Source organism: Chitinophaga sedimenti, from assembly GCF_023156195.1.
GTDB lineage: Bacteria > Bacteroidota > Bacteroidia > Chitinophagales > Chitinophagaceae > Chitinophaga > Chitinophaga sedimenti.
This window is the reverse complement of sequence record NZ_JAKUKA010000001.1, coordinates 5,805,221-5,823,305: the sequence shown is the minus strand read 5'-3', so window position 1 is coordinate 5,823,305 and position 18,085 is coordinate 5,805,221. Positions and strand designations below refer to the sequence as shown.

Below are 18,085 nucleotides of genomic sequence, written 5' to 3'. Positions count from 1 at the left end.
TTTATCTGTGCTTTATCGGCATGGCGCTGTTCAGTGTGGCCATACTCGGCAGGGTATTTTTCCTACAGAACATCGAAGGCGACTACTGGCGCAGAATGAGCGACAGCATGCACACCACCTTTGTTACCCTCGACGCAGACCGCGGCACCATCTATTCAGAAGAAGGCCGCATGCTCTCCACCTCTGTTCCCTACTTCAATTTGTATGTGGATTTTGCAGCGGACGGCCTGCGGGCAAAAAACGGCGAGATCTATAAAAATAATGTAGACTCCCTGGCTTACTGCCTGTCACGTCTTTTTGGCGATAAAAGTAAAGATGGCTATAAAAGCATTTTGCAGGAAGGATATAAGGAGAGAGACCGCTACTTTTTATTGAAAAGGAACGTGTCGTTCGGAGAATACCAGCAGATCCGGCAGTTCCCCATGTTCCGCCTGGGTAAAAACAAAGGCGGATTGATCGCGGAGAACAGGCAGCGCCGCCTGAATCCGTTTAAGTTGCTGGCCAACCGCACCATCGGGCTGGCCCGCGAAAATGCACAGAACGTAGGATTGGAAAGAACTTACGACGAACACCTGAGTGGCGTAACCGGTAAACGGCTGATGCGCCGCATCGCCGGTGGTACCTATGTACCGATGGACGGCTACGATATTGAACCGGAAAATGGTAAAGACATCGTGACCACCCTGGATGTAAACATGCAGGACATCGTGGAAACAGCGCTGATGCGGATGGTAACGGAGAACGAAGCGCAATACGGCACCTGCATTCTCATGGAAGTGAAAACCGGCAAAGTGAAAGCGATCGCTAACCTCGGCAGGCAACCGGACGGCAGCTACTTTGAAGATATGAACTACGCCATCCGTGTGACGGAGCCTGGTTCCACTTTCAAGCTGGCCACCATGATCGCGGCACTGGAAGACAAACATGTAACGCTCAGTTCAACGGTGGATATTAATGAAGGCGCCTGGCAGGTGGGACGACGAACGGTTTGGGACAGTGAGCCGCACCGGGGCATCAATCACATTACAGTAAAGAAGGCTTTTGAGATCAGCTCCAACGTGGGCATGGCAAAGCTGGCCTGGCAATACTACCGGGACCAACCCGACAGGTTTGTGAACCACCTTAAACGCCTTCGTCTCGATAAGCCTACCGGCATTGACCTGGTGGGCGAAGGAGCCCCGGTGATCAAAACAACGGCAAATAAATCATGGAGCGCCACCACCTTACCGTGGATGGCGTTTGGTTATGAAGTACTGGTCAGTCCCATGCAAACCTGCATGTTGTATAACGCAGTAGCCAACAATGGAAAAATGATGAAGCCTTACCTCGTGAATTCGATCATGGAGTATGGCAAACCAATAAAAGAATATATGCCTCAGGTACTGATGGATTCCATCTGTTCTAAAGAGACATTAAAACAATTACACACTATCCTAGAAGGCGTGGTGACAGAAGGTACAGCGAAAGCGCTTGCCACGCCTTACTACCCTTTTGCCGGCAAAACCGGCACGGCCTTGATGGCGAACGGCAACCGCGGATACGCGGACCATATTTATCAGTCATCGTTTGCCGGCTATTTTCCGGCCGATGATCCGCAGTACACCTGCGTAGTAATTATCAAGAACAAACCGTTCGCGGCGAAGTTCTACGGCGGATCGGTAGCCGGCCCGGTATTCCGGGAAATTGCCGATAAGATGTATGCATTGACGGTGGAAAAACAAGGTTCGATGCTCGCAGGCGGTAAAAGACTGGACTCTGCGATGGTGATGAAAAACGGTAAAGGCAGTGAATGGCGCAGCATTGTAAACACCCTGGGACTGCCTTTCGACGGTGCGCTCACAAGCAGCAACTGGGTGAATGCCGACATCACAAAGAATAAAATCGACTTCAACCCGGTGGCACAGCCCCGCGGCGTGGTGCCCAACGTAAAGGGCATGGGCCTTAAGGATGCGCTCTACCTGCTGGAAAACGCAGGTCTCCGGGTAGTAGTTAAAGGAGCTGGAAAAGTGGCGACCCAATCCATTAATGGTGGAACGGCCATCAACAGGGAACAAACGATCGTAATTGAATTAAGCTAAATGAAGTCCTTACAGGAAATATTATATAATGTGCACATCACCGCCATTCACGGTAACCGAGAGGTAGCCGTGAATGCGCTGCATATAGACTCCCGGCAGGTAAAACCCGGCGACGTGTTTTTCGCTATCAGGGGCATGCATGCTGACGGGCACCAGTACATCGCAAAAGCGACAGATCTGGGCGCGGCGGCCATCGTATGCGAAACGCTACCGGCAGCACTGAAGGATGGTGTTTGTTATATACAGGTAGCCAGCAGCGGCGAAGCTGCCGGCATAATGGCAGGTAACTATTACGATAATCCTTCGCAAAAACTGACACTGGTGGGTGTAACCGGCACGAACGGTAAAACCACCATCGCGACGCTGTTATTCAGGCTGTTCACCAAACTGGGCTACCATTGTGGTTTGCTCAGCACCGTACAGAACCAGATCGGCGATGCGATCATTCCCGCCACGCATACCACCCCGGATGCGATCAGCCTCCGGCGCTGCTGGCCGAAATGGTGAAGCAGGGTTGTGCCTACGCATTTATGGAAGTAAGCTCCCACGCTATTCATCAGCACCGTATCGCGGGACTGAAGTTCGCGGGCGGCATTTTCAGCAACATTACGCACGACCACCTCGATTATCACAAAACATTCGACGAATACCTGAAGGTGAAAAAGTCGTTTTTCGACAACCTTCCCGCTACCGCGTTCGCCCTCACCAACATTGACGACAGGCGCGGAAGTGTGATGTTGCAAAATACCAGGGCCGACAAACAGACTTATAGTCTTCGCACACTGGCCAATTTTAAAGCGAAGATCCCGGAGAACAATCTCACAGGTTTGCAGCTGAATATCGGCGATACAGATGTGCACTTCCGGCTTATTGGAGAATTTAATGCTTACAACCTGACCGCCGTTTACGGCGCCGCGATCCTGCTGGGTAAAGACAAAGGTGAGGTACTGCAGGCGCTGAGTGATATACCCGGCGCAGAAGGACGGTTCGATTACATCACGTCTGCCACAGAACGGATCATCGGCATTGTAGACTATGCGCACACACCGGATGCTTTGCTGAATGTGCTGGCCACTATTAAAAAACTGCGCCAGGGACATGAGCAGATCATTACCGTGGTGGGTTGCGGCGGCGACCGCGACACCACTAAACGGCCGGTCATGGCCGAAGTAGCGGCGGAGCACAGCGACAAGGTGATCTTCACTTCTGATAATCCACGTTCGGAAGATCCGGCGCAGATTATTAAAGAAATGGAGGCTGGTGTGCCTGTGCATCTGCGGAAAAGAACGATTTCGATCCAGGACCGCCACGAAGCCATCAAAGCGGCGATATCACTGGCAGGTAAGGAAGACATTGTGCTGGTGGCGGGCAAAGGCCACGAGAAATACCAGAAAATCAACGGGGTGAAACATCCCTTCGACGATAAACAAGTATTGAAAGAAACATTTGAATTACTGGAAAAATAAAATCAACGCTTCAGATCACCCTTTTTTATGTTGTACTATTTATTTGATTATTTAAAAAGAGAATTCAATATCAGCGGTACGGGGATGTTCCAGTTCATCACGTTCCGTGTGACAATGGCCTTGCTGCTGTCGCTGGTGATCTCGTTGATTTTCGGTAAGTCGATCGTGCGTTTCCTGCAGAAAAAACAGATTGGGGAAGTGATCCGCGACCTGGGCCTGCAAGGTGAAAACCTGAAAAAAGGAACACCAACCATGGGGGCATCATCATTCTTTCCGCCATCCTTATCCCTACCCTGCTGTTTGCAAGGGTCATGAACGTATACATCCTGCTGATCCTGCTGTGTACCGTTTGGCTGGGATTGATCGGTTTCATAGATGACTACATCAAAGTATTTAAAAAGAATAAAGAAGGCCTGGCCGGCCGCTTCAAAGTAATTGGCCAGGTAGGTTTGGGCCTGATCATCGGCACCACGCTGTACTTTAACGATAACGTAGTGATTTCGCGCGAGGTACAGGGACCAAAAGCCCAGTGGCCTCTTACGAAAAACTGATCAGCAAGGAAGAAAGGGTAACGAAAGACGGGCATCGCTTCGTAGACGTGAAAACACCGATTACCACCATCCCCTTCGTAAAAAATCACGAGTTCAACTACTCGAAACTGATTTCCTGGATGGGGCCCAATGCGGAGAAGTATACTTTCATTCCTTACATCCTGATCGTGATTTTCATTATCGTGTTCATTTCCAACGGCGCTAACCTTACGGACGGGCTGGACGGACTGGCAGGCGGGGTGAGTGCGGTGATAGGGATCTGTTTGGGCGTGTTTGCGTATGTGAGCGGTAACATCCAGTTTGCGGAGTACCTGAACATCATGTACATCCCGAACCTCGGCGAGTTATCGATATTCATTGCGGCCTTTGTGGGTGCATGTGTAGGTTTCCTGTGGTATAATGCTTATCCCGCGCAGGTGTTTATGGGCGATACCGGCAGCCTTGCGCTCGGCGGCATCATCGCTTCACTGGCCATCATTGTGAGGAAAGAAATCCTGATCCCGATATTCTGCGGTGTATTCCTGGTAGAAAACATGTCTGTGATCCTGCAGGTATCGTACTTCAAATACACCAAAAGAAATATGGCGAAGGCAGGAGGATTTTCAGAATGTCGCCGCTGCATCACCATTATCAGAAACTGGGTTACCACGAAAGCAAGATCGCTACCCGCTTCTGGATTGTGGCGATCATGTGTGCGGTGGTATCCATTGCGACCCTTAAAATGAGATAGGATATGAAACTTGTCATACTCGGCGCCGGCGAAAGCGGCATTGGAGCGGCCCTGCTGGCCAAACAGAAGGGTTTCGACGTGTTTGTATCGGACGGCGGACCAATAAAAGACATCTATAAACAGGAACTGGCTGTCAACAGCATCGAGTTTGAAGAAGGTCAGCACTCCTGGAAAACAATACTCGAGGCGGATGAAATTGTGAAGAGTCCGGGTATACCGGAAAAGTCGGAGTTGATGAAAAAGTGCGGGAGAAAGGCGTTCCGGTAATATCGGAAATAGAACTGGCCTGGCGCTACAGCAAAGACGCGAAGATCATTGCCATCACGGGAAGCAACGGTAAAAGCACCACCACGGCGCTCACCTACCACATTTTTGAACAGGCGGGACTCAGCACCGCCATGGTCGGAAATATCGGTTTGAGTTACGCCCGGCAGGTTGCCACCGCCCCGGCTGATTATTATGTAATTGAAGTAAGCAGCTTCCAGCTGGACGATATCAAGGAGTTTAAACCAAATGTGGCGATTCTCCTCAATATCACCCCGGATCACCTGGACCGCTACGATTATAAAATGGAGAATTACGTGGCGTCTAAGTTCCGCATTGCGATGAACCAGACCAAGGAAGACTTCTTCATCTATTGTGCTGATGACCCTGAAATCAGGAATTTCCTGGCTAAAAAAACATTTATTCAACACCAATACCTTTTACGATTATGGAACCAAAGAAAGAAGGCGGATTCATTGCGAATGAACAATTGAACATACAGGTTAAGGAAGAAGAGCCGGTGATAGTGTCGATTTACGACCTGGCGCTAAAAGGTAAACACAACCTCTATAATTCTATGGCAGCGGGAATAGCGGGAAAAACGATGGACATCAGGAAGGAGAAGATCCGCGAAAGCCTCACTTCTTTCAAAAGCCTGGAGCACAGGATGGAATATGTAGCCACTATCCGTGGTGTAGATTTTATTAACGACTCCAAAGCAACAAACGTAAACTCGGTATGGTTCGCGCTGGAAAGCATGGAGCGTCCTGTCGTACTGATCATGGGTGGTGTTGATAAAGGCAACGATTACAGCGCTATCCGCGAGCTCGTAAAAGAAAAAGTAAAAGCAATCATCTGCTTGGGTGTAGATAACCGCCCCATTCACGAGGCGCTGTCTAAAGACACTAAAGTGATGGTTAATACAGATAACATGGCCGATGCAGTAAAGAATGCTTTCCAGCTCGCCGATAAAGGCGATGTGGTATTGCTCTCCCCGGCTTGCGCCAGCTTCGATCTCTTCAAAAACTATGAAGAAAGAGGCCGCAAGTTTAAAGAGGAAGTAAAAGCGTTGTAGTACCGCCGGCATTTTTAACCTTAAAAACTGATTACCGTGAGTAGGCTGATGAAAACACAAGGAGATAAGGTGATTTGGACGATCGTGTTTTTCCTTTCTGCAGTGAGCCTGCTGGCCGTGTATAGTTCTACCGGCTCGCTGGCCTACCGCGCCCGCAACGGCCATACGGAGTATTTCCTGGTAAAACAGTTAACACTCCTGGGGCTGGGCCTGCTCATTATTTATTTTGCGCACCGCGTGAATTACACCATTTATTCACGTGTGGCGCAGGTGGGCTTCCTGCTGTCGATCCCGCTGCTGATGTATACCCCGGTGTTTGGTTCCAACTATAACGACGCCAGCAGATGGATACGGCTCCCGGTGGTAAACCTGACGTTCCAGACTTCGGACATCGCCAAACTGGCGATTTTCATGTATGTATCCAGGCAGTTGTCTAAAAAACAACAGGTGATAACGGATTTCAAAAAGGGTTTCTACCCATTATTATACCGGTAGGTATTATTTGCATGCTGATCATGCCGGCGAATATGTCTACTGCCCTGTTACTGGGCGCGAGCTGTATGCTGCTGTGTTTTATCGGCCGCGTGCCTTTGAAGTATCTGATGGGTATGGTGGGCGCCGGACTGGTGCTTGTTTTACTCATGTTTGCCTTCGCACAGATTACAGGAATTAAAATGCGAACGGAAACATGGTCTAAAAGGATCGAAAGTTATACACGTGGAGAAAATCATGAGGTACCCTACCAGGTACAGCAGGCTAACTTCGGAATCGCGTCTGGCGGGCTTTTCGGGAAAGGACCGGGCAATAGTACGGCTCGAAATTTTCTGCCGCATCCATACTCGGATTTCATCTATGCGATAATAATTGAGGAGTATGGTATCTTTGGCGCCTTTTTAATATTAGCCTGTTACATGCTGCTGCTCTTACGAAGCATTCGCATTTTTAAGAATTGTCCCTACGCTTTTGGAGCATTCCTGTCGCTGGGACTAAGCGTGACACTCGTGATACAGGCACTAATGAACATGGGCGTAAACGTGGGGCTGTTGCCCGTAACCGGTGTAACCCTGCCTTTGGTGAGTATGGGCGGCTCGTCCGTCATCTTCACCAGCCTCGCTATCGGTATCATCCTTAGCGTATCAAGGCAGGTGGAAGATTTACAGGCCAAACAGCAACAACCGGTTATCAACGAACCGGTTGCAGCATAATACTAATAAAGAAAAAGATGCCACACAAAGTAATCATAGCAGGCGGAGGTACCGGGGGACATATATTCCCGGCGATAGCCATTGCGAATGCTTTGCGTAAAGCGGAACAAGATATCGAGATCCTGTTTGTCGGCGCCGCCGGTAAAATGGAAATGGAAAAGGTGCCGCAGGCGGGATATAAGATAGAAGGGCTTGAAATTGTAGGCTTTAACCGGAGCAATGTCTTTAAAAACATCTTGCTTCCTTTTAAACTGATCCGCAGCATCCTGAAAGCAAGGACCATCCTCAAACGCTTCAGACCCGATGCCGTGGTAGGTGTTGGCGGTTACGCCAGCTTCCCGATTTTAAGAGCGGCACAGCGCCTGAGCATTCCCACGTTGATACAGGAACAAAACTCCTATGCCGGCAAAAGCAATAAGATACTGGCCCGCAACGCATCCGTTATTTGCGTGGGCTATGATGGGATGGAGAAATTCTTCCCGGCAGACAAAATCGTTTACACGGGCAATCCTGTACGCGGCAACATCAGTCAGTCTGCGGTTACAAAAGAAGATGCGATGTCGCACTTCGGACTGGACCGCAACAAGCCTACCGTTTTCGCGGTGGGCGGCAGTTTAGGAGCCAAGTCGATCAACGAATCGCTGCAGCCTTTGCTGGCCGAGTTCGTGAACCGCGACATACAATTAGTCTGGCAAACAGGCAAACTGTATTACGAAACCGCTAAAGCAGCGGCCACGCAATACGCCAGCCATGTGAAGGTGTTCGACTTTATCAACGTCATGGACTTTGCCTATAAGGCAGCCGACGTGGTGGTGTCAAGGGCGGGCGCTTTAGCGATCGCGGAACTGTGTGTGGTGAAAAAGCCGACCATCTTTGTGCCCTATCCTTTTGCGGCCGAAGACCACCAGACGGCCAACGCCATGAGCCTCGTGAACAAACACGCCGCGCTGCTGGTGAAGGACGATGTGGCTCGCACAACGTTGGGCACCGAACTGTTTAGCCTCGTGAACAACAAGGCCTTACAGGAACAACTGGAAAAAATATCGCCGCGCTGGGTAACGCCAACGCGGATGTAGTAATAGCTAAACAGGTACAACAATTATGGAGCTGAAAAGCATCAGTCGGGTTTATTTCGTTGGTATAGGCGGCATTGGCATGAGCGCCATCGCCCGCTTCTTCAATGAAAAGGGCGTAACGGTTTCCGGTTACGACCGCACTCCCACTGTGCTTACCCGCCAGCTGGAGACAGAAGGCATCAGCATTCATTATACCGATGATGTAAACCTGCTGGACAAAGCAACCGACCTGGTGGTGTATACACCTGCCATTCCGGCTGCCCACACAGAGCTGGCCTGGTTCCGCGACAACCATTACGAAGTCGTGAAACGCAGCGACGTACTACAGGAAATTACCCGCGACCTGTTCGCCATCACCGTGGCCGGTACCCATGGTAAAACTACGGTATCGACCATGATCGCGCACCTGTTAAGGCATAGCGGCTACGGCTGCAACGCTTTCCTGGGTGGAGTGAGCGTGAACTACGACCGTAACTTCTGGAGCAGTGGTAAGGCAGTAGCAGTCATTGAAGCAGATGAATACGACCGTTCGTTCCTGAAACTGAGCCCGGATATTGCCGTACTCACCGCGATGGACGCCGATCACCTGGATATTTACGGCACGGCGGAAGCGGTGGAAGAAGCGTTTATCCAGTATACGAAGAACATTAAGCCAAACGGTACTTTGCTCGCTCGTTTTGGACTGCACCGCAACAGCGACCTGGAGGCGCCAAATAAATTACAATACAGCCTGCAGAATGATGCAGCCAACGTATACGCGCAAAACATCCGTATGTACAACGGCGGCTACACATTTGATGTGGTACAGCAGGACTGGATGATTACCGACATCACCATGCACCTCGGCGGGATGCACAACGTGGAAAACGCGGTGGTAGCCATTGCCGTAGCGCATTTACTGGGCATCGACCCGGATAAAATCCGTGAAGCAATGGCAGCATTCAAAGGCATTAAAAGGCGTTTTGAATACCTGGTGAAGAAGGAAGACCTCGTGTACGTAGATGATTATGCGCATCACCCCGAAGAATTGAAAGCGCTGATAACCAGTGCCAAAACGCTCTTCCCGGGAAAAAATGCATCGTCGTGTTTCAGCCGCACCTGTTTACCCGTACGCGCGATTTTGCAGACGGGTTTGCAGCAAGTTTATCCTTGGCGGATGAGGTGATTTTACTCCCCATCTACCCGGCCCGCGAGCTACCCATCGAAGGGGTAACGAGTGAGATGATCGCATCGAAAATTGAAGGCCCGGAAGTTTCCATTATGCCGCGCGACAGTGTGGTAGCCTGGATCAAAGAACACCGGCCGGAGCTGCTGATCACTGCCGGGGCGGGCGACATCGACCTGCTGCGGGAGCCTTTAAAAGAATATTTAAGCTGATAATAAAAACAAGACATGCAGTCAAAAACTAAACTAACCTTCAAACGTATCGGCAAAGCGCTGCTCTGGGCAGGAGCGCTGTCGGGCTTCGTTTGCCTGTTGGTGGCTGCTGTCAATGATAAGAACCAGTCCAAGGTCAAAGGCATCGTGGTAAAGATGTCGGGCGACGATACGAACTTCTTCATCAGCGAAAAGGATATTAAAGCACTGATCGCCACTGGTCCCCAGAAAAATCCGGTAGGCCAGCCTATCAGCGATATCAACATCGCTGCATTGGAAAAACTGGTTACCCGCGATCCCTGGGTAAAATCGGCAGACATCTTTATCGACAATGACAACCGTTTAACCGTAGACGTACGTCAACGCGATCCACTCGCCCGCGTGTTCACCTTTACGGGTAACAGTTTCTATTTAGATGATGAAGGTGGCCGCATCCCTGTAAGCGACCGCCACTCCGCCAGAGTACCAGTATTTACTGGCTTTCCATCGGATGGAGCAACGCTCACGAAATCAGACAGTTTGCTGTCTGCCCAAATCAGCGATTTAGCCGGGTACATCATGAAAGATACCTTCTGGCTGGCGCAGGTAGAACAGGTGGTGATCACCGAAGATAAAAAGTTCGAGATCATCCCAAAACTGGGCGATCATGTGATAGAATTCGGACAAGGCACGGATGTTGCGAAGAAGTTTGACAAGCTGCTGATTTTCTACCGCGAAGGTTTAAGTAAAGTGGGATGGAATACGTATACACGCATCAACATCGCTTACGAAGACCAGGTAGTAGGAACAAGAAGGGATGGAAAAGCAGCACCGCCTCCGCCACCTCCTGTAGATTCAACTGTAAATATAGATGTGCATCTGGCCAGTACAACACCGACACAAGTGCAGCCGCCCAAACCGGAGCGGCAACCGGACAGGCCGCCAGCGCGAACGGCCGACAGGCCAAGGCCGGCAACGGCAGGCGCCTCCGGCCAGCAACAGCCCAGAGCCATCTACAGGCCTAACAACAACAATAGAAACTAAGTAAAAACGCACCCTTTAAATATAAATACATGAATCAGGAAGCTCCCATCATTGTAGGACTTGATATCGGAACTACGAAGATTGCTGCCATTGCAGGACGGAAGAATGAATACGGGAAACTGGAAATCCTGGGATTCGGTAAGGCCCCATCATTCGGCGTCCAACACGGCATGGTGCTGAACATCGACCAGACGATCAAGGCTATTCGCCAGGCGCTCGAAAATTGTTATGCTTCAAATCCCAATCTTGAGATCAACGAAGTATACGTAGGCATTGCAGGCCATCACATTAAGAGTTTACAAACCCGTGGCGACATCGTTCGCAACGATACCGATGCGGAAATATCCCAGAAGGATATTGACCAGCTGATCAACGACCAGTATAAAACGGTTATACCGGCCAGCGACCAGATCATCGATGTTATTCCCCAGCAGTATATTGTGGATGCCCTCCAGAACATCACCTACCCTATTGGCATGAGCGGTGTGAAAGTGGGTGCTAACTTCCATATTATTACCGGCGACAAAAACGCCATTCGTAACATTAACAGGAGCGTTGAAAAATCCGGTCTTAAAATCCGTGACCTCGTACTGCAGCCACTGGCTTCCGCCGCAGCAGTAATGTGCGACATGGACTTTGAAGCAGGTGTTGCCATTGTGGATATCGGCGGCGGTACTACCGACCTGGCCGTATTCTACGAAGGGATCCTCAAACACACAGCCGTTATTCCTTATGGTGGCGAAAACATCACCAACGATATCAAAAACGGTTTGGGTGTATTGAAAACACAGGCAGAACAAATGAAAGTGCAGTTCGGATATGCGTTAGCGGATGAAGCGAAAAACAACGCTTACATCACTATCCCCGGTCTGCGCGGTCAGAGCCCGAAAGAAATTTCTGTAAAAAACCTGGCCCACATCATTCAGGCGCGTATGAGCGAAATTCTCGATTTCGTAGTATTCCACCTGAAACAGATCGGCATGGACAATAAAATGCTCAATGGTGGCATTATATTAACTGGTGGTGGTTCGCAGCTGAAACACCTGATTCAGCTTACCGAGTACAGCACCGGCGTAAGCGCCCGTATCGGTTATCCGAACGAGCACCTGGCCAGCGGTCATATCGACGAACTGACCAAACCAATGTATGCTACTTGTATTGGTCTCATCCTGAAAGGTTATAACGATTATGAAAATGATCGCCGCGCCCTGGAAGAGAACTACGTTAAAATCAACACCAGCTACTTCGCTAAAGAGCAGGCCGCACGCCGCGCCGCGCAACAGAGCAACCAGGAGTGGATGGAAGAAGAGGAAGAAGAAACAGTAACGGAGCAGGAAGAAGTAACAGCAACACCACAACAGGTGCAGGACAGAAAAGCAAGAGAAAGAAACGCATCACTCAAAACCTTTTTGGACAGGATGAAAACAAAGATCATCGACATGTTCACAGAGGAAGAAGATGCAAAACTCTAGACCCCAAAAAGTAACCGAATAACTAACCCAATAAAGAGAAAGAGTCATGATACATTTTGATCTTCCAAAAGAAAAGTCCTCTATCATCAAGGTGATAGGCATTGGTGGCGGAGGGAGCAATGCGGTGAATCATATGTATAGCCAGCGCATTGAAGGGGTGAACTTCATCATCTGTAATACCGATGCACAGGCTATAGCAAACAGCCCTGTGCCTAACAAGGTACAGCTGGGTCCCCACCTGACACAAGGTCTGGGTGCGGGCGCCAATCCCAAAATCGGTGAGCAGGCTACGGAGGAATCCTTCGAAGAGCTGAAGAAGATATTGGAAGTTAATACAAAGATGGCCTTCATCACTGCCGGTATGGGCGGTGGTACCGGTACAGGCGGCGCGCCGATCATCGCACGCATCTGTAAGGAACTGGGCATCCTGACCGTAGGTATTGTTACCACGCCGTTTTCCTACGAAGGAAAGAAGCGTATGACGCAGGCCGAAGAAGGTATTAATCGACTGAAAGAAAACGTAGATACGCTGCTGATCATCTCGAACGACAAGCTGCGCCAGAAATTTGGCGACCTGAAGTTCAAGGCGGCTTTCGAAAAAGCGGATAATGTACTGGCCACTGCTGCTAAGTGTATTACCGATGTAATTAACAGCACTGGTCAGATCAACGTTGACTTCGCGGACGTTTGTACCGTGATGCGCAACGGTGGTGTGGCGATCCTGGGCGCCGCTACTGCGGAAGGTGAAAACCGCGCGCAGATAGCGATCGAGGAAGCACTGACTTCTCCGCTGCTGAACGATAACGACATCAAAGGTGCCAAATGGATCCTGATCAATATCTCTTCTTCCGAAGGTGAGTTCGAACACACGCTGGACGAAATGGACATCATCCGGGCATATGTTCAAAGCATGGCCGGTGAGGATTGTGATGTGATCCTGGGTGTTGGTTACGACCATACACTGGAAGATAAAATCGGTGTAACGATCATCGCTACAGGTTTTGAACAAAAGCCTATCTCCCAGCAGAAAGCGGCACAACAGCCCGCAGCTGGCCCAAAGGAGGAGCCGAAGATTGTATTGCACCTGGGACGTGACGGCGAAGAGAAAAAGATGAGCGCGCAGAACCAGGGTACCCTGTTTTCCGAACCGGAAGATGTGATGGCTCCCCGCCTCGTTGAGCCGATACTGAACCATCCGGCTTCCCCGGTATCTTTTGTACCGCCTACGCCGCTCGCTGACGAACGCCAGACGTTTACGCTGAACATCGAACCCGTGGCGATGCCGCAGGTCGTTGCCCAACCGGCGGCCCCGACCAACGGCATTAACGTGATTACGCCGCAGCAACAACAGCAACAACAGCAGGTGCATACGCCAACCGGCGGCAGCTACCTGTCCAGGCCATCTAACATCTATACTGAGCCAGGTACGCCAGCACAGCCGAAAGATGAGCCGGAAATGAAGATGGTGTTCCGCGAAGAACCGCTTGCGCAACCTGAACCTCAACCGCAACCACAGCCAGTGTATAATAGTGCACAGGCCGAAGAGCAACTGGAAGAGCAGAAACGCAAACAGGCCGAAAGGATCGCGAAACTGCGCAGCATCAGCTTTAATGTAAAAACAATGGATAATAATACGGAAATAGAAAACGTGCCCGCTTACCTGCGTCGCAACGTTAACCTGGACAATGGCGCCGGCTCCGCTGAGCAGTTCTATTCAGGATATTCCGTAGGTGATAACGGCAACGACCAGGTAGAGATCAATACGATCAATACATTCCTGGACGGTAAAAAGCCGGATTGATAGCAAAACAATTTTCCATAAAAGAAGCCGCTGGCTAAGGCCGGCGGCTCATCATGGAAAAAGCCCGATTGATAGCAAGCATTTATTATTCTTTTTAAGATTTTGATTGTTTTTTTAGTTGTGTTAAAAAAAAGTCCTCCGATTCTTCGGAGGACTTTTCTTTAATGATATGTTGATGCCGTTAGTTCGTGCGGCGGAGATTCAGGTTTGTCACCGGCGCCACTACCAGTGGAAACTTCTCGATCGTTACATAACTGGAGTCGAGACCGAAGCCACGCTCTTCCGACAGTGATATCTTCTTTAAAATGAAATAAAGGCGCATTACCAGCCTTTCGTGCAGCGGCAGGTCATTGTCATGCGAAAGGAATTTCTCCATTACAATGAACTGGAAATCGCCTACCACGTTGTTTTTACTGAGCGACTCGTAACGGCTCGTGATGTTCACCTCTTTATTGCGCACCATATTCTCCACTACCATACGGAACATGAGGTTGATACGCTGCTCGACCCTAAACCCTAAACGGAACTCCACACGGATCACCTCGTTCGGGATGATCGTTTGCACGGAATATTCACTCAGGTAAGGTTCATCTACCACGTCCACATGCACAAACCAATAAATATCGGCGCGTTTCGGCTTTTTATTGAGGATGGAATAAAGAATCTTATGCTCTATCTCTTTAGGATTGTCTGCACTACTCATGTATACAAGGTGCGTGGCATATTTCGGGATAGTTGTATCGTTGCTCAGCTCCTGCAGAATAGGCAGGTAATCTTCGAGCTTCACGAACTCCACGTACCGGTTTTTGATCTTGCGCGACCGGAACCAGACGATCATGACGAGGAACAGCAATCCGCCTACGATCAGCGTTACATAACCGCCGTGCGTGAATTTGGTCAGATTTGCCAGCAGGAACGAGAATTCGATGGAGAGATATACTACCAGGTATACGCCCACCCACATGGCCGGCACCCTTCGCGTGTAAAGATAAAAGGCGAACAGGCAGGAGGTCATCAACATACAGATGGTGATAGACAGGCCATAGGCGGCCTCCATCCGCGATGATTCCCGGAAGTACAGCACAATGCTTGCACAACCTGCCAGCAGCAGCCAGTTAATACCTGGAATGTATAATTGACCGCGTTGCTCGGTCGGGTAGTTCACTTTTAACTTAGGCCACAGGTTCAGGCGCATGGCTTCGGATATCAATGTAAAGGAACCGGAGATTAACGCCTGGGATGCGATTACGGAGGCCATGGTGGCTATTACCACACCAAATATTACGAACCATTCGGGCATGATCATGAAGAATGGGTTTTGGTCTTTACCGATAGACGCGCCTTTCATTCCGAGCAACCAGGCGCCCTGGCCCAGGTAGTTCAGGATAAGACAGAGCTTCACGAAGATCCGGGATACCCGGATGTTACCGCGGCCGCAGTGACCGAGGTCGGAGTATAGTGCCTCGGCTCCCGTGGTACACAGGAATACCGCCCCCAGTATAAGGAAACCACTCTTGTAAGTGGTCAGCAATTCGATCGCATAGTAGGGATTAAAGGCTTTCAGCACTGCCAGGTCGTTTCCGATGTGGGTGATGCCGAGTATGCCCAGCATAGCGAACCACACCATCATGATCGGCCCGAACATCTTACCAATGGCCGTGGTGCCAAACTGTTGTGCCACAAACATCAGTACGATGATGGCCAATACAATTTTGACGATGGTTTCTGGGCAAGGTCTTTAAATATGGGCAGGGTACGTAAACCCTCGATAGCGGACGTTACCGTGATCGGTGGTGTAATAATACCGTCGGCCAATAATGCGGCGCCGCCTATCATACCGAGTATAACCGTCCATTTGCCGTGCCGTCGCACCAATGCATACAATGAGAAAATACCGCCCTCACCTTTATTATCGGCTTTGAGGGTGAGAATAACGTACTTGACAGTGGTTTGGAGGGTAAGGGTCCAGATAATACAGGAGATAGCTCCTATGATCAACTGTTCTGATACTTCGCTGTCAGCCAGGATGGCTTTAAAAACGTAAAGAGGAGAGGTTCCGATGTCGCCGTAAATGATACCAAGCGCAACGACCAGCCCAGCCAGTGTAACTTTGTTGAAATTCTTTAACACACTTATTAATTAAAGGCATGTCAAATGTAGGTGGAAAAACGGAGATAGGAAAATACCTGCTAAAAAAAGAACAGGCCACCAAAGAAGGCGGCCTGTTCAGGTATTTTACCAGATGATGGTATTGATTAGTTAGCAGGAGCTAAATCAACAGTACCAGCTTCACCAGGAGTGTTTTGTTTGATGAAACGACCGCGGTCGATGCCTTGCTTGTCAGCCAGGTAGTCGATTACAGCGTCAACACGGCGGGAGCTCAGGTCTACACCACCTTTTTTAGCTTTCTCACCAGCGTGACCTGTTACCAGGACGTTGCAGGAAGGATTAGCTTTCAGAGAAGCAGCTACGCTAGCGAGGATAGCTTCCTGGTCGCTACCAACTTTGGTAGAAGAACCTTTGAAGGAAACGCTAGGCAGAACCAGTGATGCGCAACCAGCAGGAACGCGGTCTTTGCAGCACTCAGGATCCGGGCATTTACCAACACCGTCTGCATCAACAGGGAAGCAGTAAGTCGGAGTGATCAGCTGTTTGTCTTTGTAGTCAGGAACACCGTCACCGTCAGTATCTTTAGCAACACCGTTCACGTCAACAGGAGCACCTGCAGGAGTGTTAGGTTCGCGGTCGAACTGGTCAGTTACGCCATCACCGTCAGCATCAGGCAGAACCGGAGTTGGGATTTTCATACGACGAGGTGAAGTCAGCTCGTTGTAGATGAAATCGTACGGGTTAACCCACCATAATGGCTCAACACGTTTGCTGGTTTTACCCAGGTTGAAGTTCAGACGAACGCTGGTGTAGTTGAAGAAGTCTTTGTTCTGATCAGAAGCACCACCGAAGTAGCCGTCCATATAATCATCGAAAGGCAGGGTGATTTTATCTTCGATACCGATGTTAAAGCGTTTAGACACTTTGAAAGAGATACCGGTACCAGTTTCCAGCGCATGACGCAGGAGCTGGTTGTCGTCTTTACGACCGATAGTTACGCGGTTGCCCTGAGAAGGTGCATTTTGCTCGTAATCACCGTCGTGCAGATCTTTCAGTGCTTTTTGATGTCTTTACGTTTACCACCGAAGTCGATACCGCTGTAGTTGTAAGCAGCTGCGCCGTCCAGTGCATCTACGTCAACGTCAGCGAGCAACAGACCATAACCCAGGAACACATACCAGTTCACTTTAGGTTGTGATTTATAGAACAACAGGTTGCTCAGAGACGCGATTACGTCCAAAGATGCCTGGTGTGTAGCAGTTTTGTAGTTAGCCACGATCATACCACCGTTAGCTGCAGCTGTAGCAGCCCAGGGGTTACCGCCAACTGTGCTGGAAGTGTTAGGACGCATTTTGTAGTCCATACCGTAGTCGAAAGAACCGGTGTACTCACCACGGATAGAGAACGTGTGACCCAGCGACTTTCTCAGGGACAAACCGCCACCGAAACCAGGACGGGCAGAAACGTCACCTACGATGAAGTGGTAACCACCGTGGAAACCCAGTTCCCACATATCCCTTGGTTTTGCAGGATAATCGGATTGATGATTCTTGAATGCGTTAAATTGCGCCATTTTGGACGGGGCTACTTTGGAAGAGTCCAGAACATCCAGGTTGGGCTTAACTTGCGCAAAACCGGTAGATGCCAGAAGGCTCATAGCACCTGCCAGTAATAAGTACTTTTTGCTTGCCATAATTGTTTTTTTATTTAAAAACTGTTAAAAATTTATTATTAACTCGTTTTTACCAAGCAAAGGTAAAAATCCTTAATGAATATACAAATTTTTATTGCGATTTTATTTTCATTGATAACTGCCTCAAAACTAAGTATTATTCAATGTTACAGCGGATCGCAATTT

The 18,085-nt window shown here is 49.6% G+C and carries 17 protein-coding genes and 2 pseudogenes; 15 read left to right on the top strand and 4 right to left on the bottom strand.

The features are described 5' to 3' along the window. Positions 1-20: 20 nt before the first annotated feature. The 15 genes and pseudogenes from MKQ70_RS33490 (at position 21) to ftsZ (ending at position 14,118) form a co-directional block, all read left to right on the top strand. The gene (locus MKQ70_RS33490) at positions 21-2,078 is read left to right on the top strand and encodes a PASTA domain-containing penicillin-binding protein (protein ID WP_248079501.1); all 2,058 of its coding nucleotides are present in this window, start codon (positions 21-23) and stop codon (positions 2,076-2,078) included. Further along, positions 2,079-3,544: pseudogene (locus MKQ70_RS33480) on the top strand (UDP-N-acetylmuramoyl-L-alanyl-D-glutamate--2,6-diaminopimelate ligase). A gap of 27 nt (positions 3,545-3,571) precedes the next feature. Beyond that, positions 3,572-3,859, top strand: coding sequence for a hypothetical protein (locus tag MKQ70_RS33475; RefSeq protein ID WP_248079495.1), 288 nt, complete (start codon positions 3,572-3,574; stop codon positions 3,857-3,859). Continuing rightward, positions 3,856-4,095 carry an MraY family glycosyltransferase gene (locus MKQ70_RS33470; protein ID WP_248079493.1) on the top strand — a complete coding sequence of 80 codons (240 nt, stop codon included), beginning with the start codon at positions 3,856-3,858 and terminating at the stop codon, positions 4,093-4,095. The genes MKQ70_RS33475 and MKQ70_RS33470 overlap by 4 nt, the downstream gene beginning before the upstream one ends. Beyond that, entirely contained in the window at positions 4,074-4,820 is a 747-nt protein-coding gene (locus MKQ70_RS33465; RefSeq protein WP_248079491.1) for an MraY family glycosyltransferase, read from the top strand. The genes MKQ70_RS33470 and MKQ70_RS33465 overlap by 22 nt, the downstream gene beginning before the upstream one ends. Positions 4,821-4,828: 8 nt before the next feature. Further along, complete coding sequence (locus tag MKQ70_RS33460) at positions 4,829-5,092, top strand: hypothetical protein (RefSeq protein WP_248079489.1); 264 nt, start codon at positions 4,829-4,831, stop codon at positions 5,090-5,092. Continuing rightward, a complete protein-coding gene (locus MKQ70_RS33455; RefSeq protein ID WP_248079487.1) occupies positions 5,068-5,583 on the top strand; it encodes a Mur ligase family protein in 516 nt (171 codons plus the stop codon). Before MKQ70_RS33460 ends, MKQ70_RS33455 begins: the two co-directional genes overlap by 25 nt. Then, complete coding sequence (locus MKQ70_RS33450) at positions 5,538-6,164, top strand: Mur ligase family protein (RefSeq protein ID WP_248079485.1); 627 nt, start codon at positions 5,538-5,540, stop codon at positions 6,162-6,164. Before MKQ70_RS33455 ends, MKQ70_RS33450 begins: the two co-directional genes overlap by 46 nt. 48 nt (positions 6,165-6,212) lie before the next feature. Next, positions 6,213-7,369: pseudogene (locus tag MKQ70_RS43010) on the top strand (FtsW/RodA/SpoVE family cell cycle protein). Positions 7,370-7,386: 17 nt separating this feature from the next. Beyond that, the gene (murG, locus tag MKQ70_RS33435; RefSeq protein WP_248079479.1) at positions 7,387-8,445 is read left to right on the top strand and encodes an undecaprenyldiphospho-muramoylpentapeptide beta-N-acetylglucosaminyltransferase; all 1,059 of its coding nucleotides are present in this window, start codon (positions 7,387-7,389) and stop codon (positions 8,443-8,445) included. Positions 8,446-8,470: 25 nt separating this feature from the next. Next, the gene (locus MKQ70_RS33430; RefSeq protein WP_248079477.1) at positions 8,471-9,610 is read left to right on the top strand and encodes a UDP-N-acetylmuramate--L-alanine ligase; all 1,140 of its coding nucleotides are present in this window, start codon (positions 8,471-8,473) and stop codon (positions 9,608-9,610) included. After that, a complete protein-coding gene (locus MKQ70_RS33425) occupies positions 9,595-9,822 on the top strand; it encodes a hypothetical protein (RefSeq protein ID WP_282457979.1) in 228 nt (75 codons plus the stop codon). Before MKQ70_RS33430 ends, MKQ70_RS33425 begins: the two co-directional genes overlap by 16 nt. A gap of 15 nt (positions 9,823-9,837) precedes the next feature. Next, positions 9,838-10,845: a cell division protein FtsQ/DivIB gene (locus MKQ70_RS33420; protein ID WP_248079467.1), complete on the top strand. Its 1,008-nt coding sequence runs from the start codon at positions 9,838-9,840 to the stop codon at positions 10,843-10,845. 29 nt (positions 10,846-10,874) lie between these two features. Then, a complete protein-coding gene (ftsA, locus tag MKQ70_RS33415) occupies positions 10,875-12,317 on the top strand; it encodes a cell division protein FtsA (RefSeq protein WP_248079466.1) in 1,443 nt (480 codons plus the stop codon). A gap of 46 nt (positions 12,318-12,363) precedes the next feature. Then, a complete protein-coding gene (ftsZ, locus tag MKQ70_RS33410; RefSeq protein WP_248079464.1) occupies positions 12,364-14,118 on the top strand; it encodes a cell division protein FtsZ in 1,755 nt (584 codons plus the stop codon). Between the two features lie 181 nt (positions 14,119-14,299). Here the strand turns inward: ftsZ and MKQ70_RS33405 are convergent, their stop codons facing one another. The 4 genes from MKQ70_RS33405 to MKQ70_RS33395 form a co-directional block, all read right to left on the bottom strand. After that, positions 14,300-15,823 (bottom strand): KUP/HAK/KT family potassium transporter, encoded by a 1,524-nt coding sequence (locus MKQ70_RS33405; protein ID WP_308199307.1) that lies wholly within the window; start codon positions 15,821-15,823, stop codon positions 14,300-14,302. Beyond that, complete coding sequence (locus tag MKQ70_RS41710) at positions 15,805-16,248, bottom strand: KUP/HAK/KT family potassium transporter (protein WP_308199305.1); 444 nt, start codon at positions 16,246-16,248, stop codon at positions 15,805-15,807. The genes MKQ70_RS33405 and MKQ70_RS41710 overlap by 19 nt, the downstream gene beginning before the upstream one ends. Positions 16,249-16,373: 125 nt before the next feature. Continuing rightward, positions 16,374-17,150: an OmpA family protein gene (locus tag MKQ70_RS33400; protein WP_248079462.1), complete on the bottom strand. Its 777-nt coding sequence runs from the start codon at positions 17,148-17,150 to the stop codon at positions 16,374-16,376. A gap of 128 nt (positions 17,151-17,278) precedes the next feature. Then, entirely contained in the window at positions 17,279-17,920 is a 642-nt protein-coding gene (locus MKQ70_RS33395) for a hypothetical protein (protein ID WP_248079460.1), read from the bottom strand. Positions 17,921-18,085: the final 165 nt, after the last annotated feature.

Bases quoted from the DNA above. Each gene is read 5' to 3' on its own strand.
- MKQ70_RS33470 (WP_248079493.1), top strand. From the start codon at position 3,856: ATGAACGTATACATCCTGCTGATCCTGCTGTGTACCGTTTGGCTGGGA.
- MKQ70_RS33450 (WP_248079485.1), top strand. From the start codon at position 5,538: ATGGAACCAAAGAAAGAAGGCGGATTCATTGCGAATGAACAATTGAAC.
- ftsZ (WP_248079464.1), top strand. From the start codon at position 12,364: ATGATACATTTTGATCTTCCAAAAGAAAAGTCCTCTATCATCAAGGTG.
- MKQ70_RS33460 (WP_248079489.1), top strand. From the start codon at position 4,829: ATGAAACTTGTCATACTCGGCGCCGGCGAAAGCGGCATTGGAGCGGCC.
- MKQ70_RS33430 (WP_248079477.1), top strand. From the start codon at position 8,471: ATGGAGCTGAAAAGCATCAGTCGGGTTTATTTCGTTGGTATAGGCGGC.
- murG (WP_248079479.1), top strand. From the start codon at position 7,387: ATGCCACACAAAGTAATCATAGCAGGCGGAGGTACCGGGGGACATATA.
- MKQ70_RS33475 (WP_248079495.1), top strand. From the start codon at position 3,572: ATGTTGTACTATTTATTTGATTATTTAAAAAGAGAATTCAATATCAGC.
- MKQ70_RS33395 (WP_248079460.1), bottom strand. From the start codon at position 17,920: ATGGCAAGCAAAAAGTACTTATTACTGGCAGGTGCTATGAGCCTTCTG.
- ftsA (WP_248079466.1), top strand. From the start codon at position 10,875: ATGAATCAGGAAGCTCCCATCATTGTAGGACTTGATATCGGAACTACG.
- MKQ70_RS33420 (WP_248079467.1), top strand. From the start codon at position 9,838: ATGCAGTCAAAAACTAAACTAACCTTCAAACGTATCGGCAAAGCGCTG.
- MKQ70_RS33490 (WP_248079501.1), top strand. From the start codon at position 21: ATGGCGCTGTTCAGTGTGGCCATACTCGGCAGGGTATTTTTCCTACAG.